Origin of the sequence: Methanoculleus sp. MH98A (genome assembly GCF_000691865.1) — an archaeon.
Classification (GTDB): domain Archaea; phylum Halobacteriota; class Methanomicrobia; order Methanomicrobiales; family Methanoculleaceae; genus Methanoculleus.
This window is the reverse complement of sequence record NZ_JMIO01000146.1, coordinates 1-2,161: the sequence shown is the minus strand read 5'-3', so window position 1 is coordinate 2,161 and position 2,161 is coordinate 1. Positions and strand designations below refer to the sequence as shown.

The 2,161-nt window shown below is 52.2% G+C and carries 1 protein-coding gene and 1 pseudogene; one reads left to right on the top strand and one right to left on the bottom strand.

The window, feature by feature from the left end; all coding sequences use genetic code 11:
* The coding region (locus tag EI28_RS12165) for a DUF2206 domain-containing protein (protein WP_155937423.1) at positions 1-1,641 on the top strand (1,641 nt) is incomplete at its 5' end.
* 75 nt (positions 1,642-1,716) lie between these two features.
* Here EI28_RS12165 and EI28_RS14510 read toward each other — a convergent pair.
* Positions 1,717-2,161: pseudogene (locus EI28_RS14510) on the bottom strand (polysaccharide biosynthesis protein); the annotation flags it as partial.

The window sequence follows — 2,161 nt, the reverse complement described above, 5'->3', positions numbered from 1 at the left end:
TCTGTTTCCATCTCGCTATTGCTTCACACATCGCTCATATCCCCGTACCTCTGGGGCTATGATATCCATTACGAGACATTCCTTGCAAACCTCGTCATAGACAACGCATTCTGGGACGCCACAAGTCCCGGCAATGTGAACGCAATGCTCTCCGTCGTCCTGCTGGCTCCGATGTACTCGTATATCACGGGGCTGGACCTGACATGGGTGTTCAAATTAGTCTATCCACTTGCTTTCGCCCTTGTGCCCCTGGGGCTGTATCATGTCTTCAGAAGACAGGTGGAGGCAAAGAGCGCTTTCCTTGCATGCTTCTTCTTCGTCTCGTTCATCATATTTTACGCGGAAATGGCCTCTCTGGCGCGTCAGGAGATTGCAGAACTCTTTCTTGTCCTCCTCCTCATGATAATGGTCGCGAGAAATATTTCCAGGATAGCGAATTTCGCGTTATTTGCTGTATTCGGTGCCTCTCTGGCTGTCTCGCATTATGGAACATCATATATCTACCTGCTCTCCCTCATCGCGGTCTGGCTGTACGTGACTCTCTCCTCAGTTGCCGCAACCCGCGGACATCCTATTCTCAAACGGTTGCGGAAAGCGGCAGGGGAGAGATCGTCAGGCGGAGACTCCATGAACAGAGACGGCGGCAGGACGATAACCTTCTCCCACGTCCTCTTCTTTACCGGGTTTACGCTCGGGTGGTATATGCTCGTCGCGGGAGGGACGTCCTTCGATACAATCGTATCGATCATCGATCATATCGGGAATACGATCTTCGTGGACCTGCTGAACCCCGAGGCAACCGAAGGACTGGATCTTCTCATCAGTACTCCTCAATCGCCCCTGCATACCGTCGCCAAGGGCCTCCACCTCATTACTCTGGCACTCATCGTCGTCGGGTTCATCGCCATCTGTCTCCGGTGCACCAACATCGATTTTTCAAGAGAATACGTTGCGTTCTCTTTTATTGCACTCCTTTTCGGAGTTGCGGGCGTCCTCGTGCCGAACTTCTCCAGCACACTCAACACCTCAAGACTCTACCAGATTGTGCTCATCTTCCTCTCCCCGCTCTGCGTTATCGGCGGCATCAGCATACTTACAGTGCCGGGAACATATATCAGTAAACTCCGGAGCGGATGGCTCGCGGGACGAACACCGCTGGTACTGATCTCGGTTCTCTTCTCACTGCTGTTCCTCTTCAGTACGGGTTGGGTCTACGAGTGCGCCAACGATCAGCCGTCGTCCATCGCGCTGAGCCAGGATTCGATCACGAAATACGGAGGCGATACACCGAAAAATGTCTTCTATGGAACGTTCATACCGGAGCAGGACGTTTTTGGTGCCCGCTGGCTGGGTGAGTACATGGAGGACGGTTCGATCGTCTATGCGGATAGAACACGGAAAGATAATGTATTGACATCTTACGGCAACATCGCGAGGAACCCCCCCTTTTTGCCCAAAACGGATTTCAAACCGGTTTGGGGCGCATATACCTATCTGGGGACATATAACATCGTCGAGCGTTCCGCAAGCGGTCCTGAGGAGTATTATGATTACTGGAGCATCGAAGAGATATATCCCGCGATCAACCGCAACAACAAGGTGTATTCAAACCATCAGAGCGAGATCTACCTGAACGGGTGACACTTCCTCCATGCTGCTGCCGTCCCGGGATTGGCGTTCACCCCTGACGTCCGAAAATGTGCGTGGGAGGGTGAATCACAGAACGTACCGTCTGACCATGGACAGCACGACAACGATGCCGATCAACGCGTATGTCAGGATCCATGCATACCCCACGCCGAGGATCCCGAATTGCAGCATCAAAAAGTAACTGGATCCCAGAAGCAGGATGAAGATGATGGCGCTGATAACGATCAGACTCTTCAACCCGTACTGAACTTTCTTGATTGCAATAAATACTTCCGAAAACGAGAAGAAAAAACTTGAAATCGCCAGGACCTTGACTAATTCGAGCCCTGCTACATAATCCGGACCGATCAAACCGAGGATATACTCTCCGAATAAGAAGAGGGCCACAACCGCCGGAACGAGGAGCGCAAAAATTCCGGCGAGCGATTTCAGTACGTTTCTCTTCAGTGCTCCGCCGTGGCTCCCCTCGACAAAGAGCGATGTCGTGAAAGACGTGGGTATGAGGAACAGG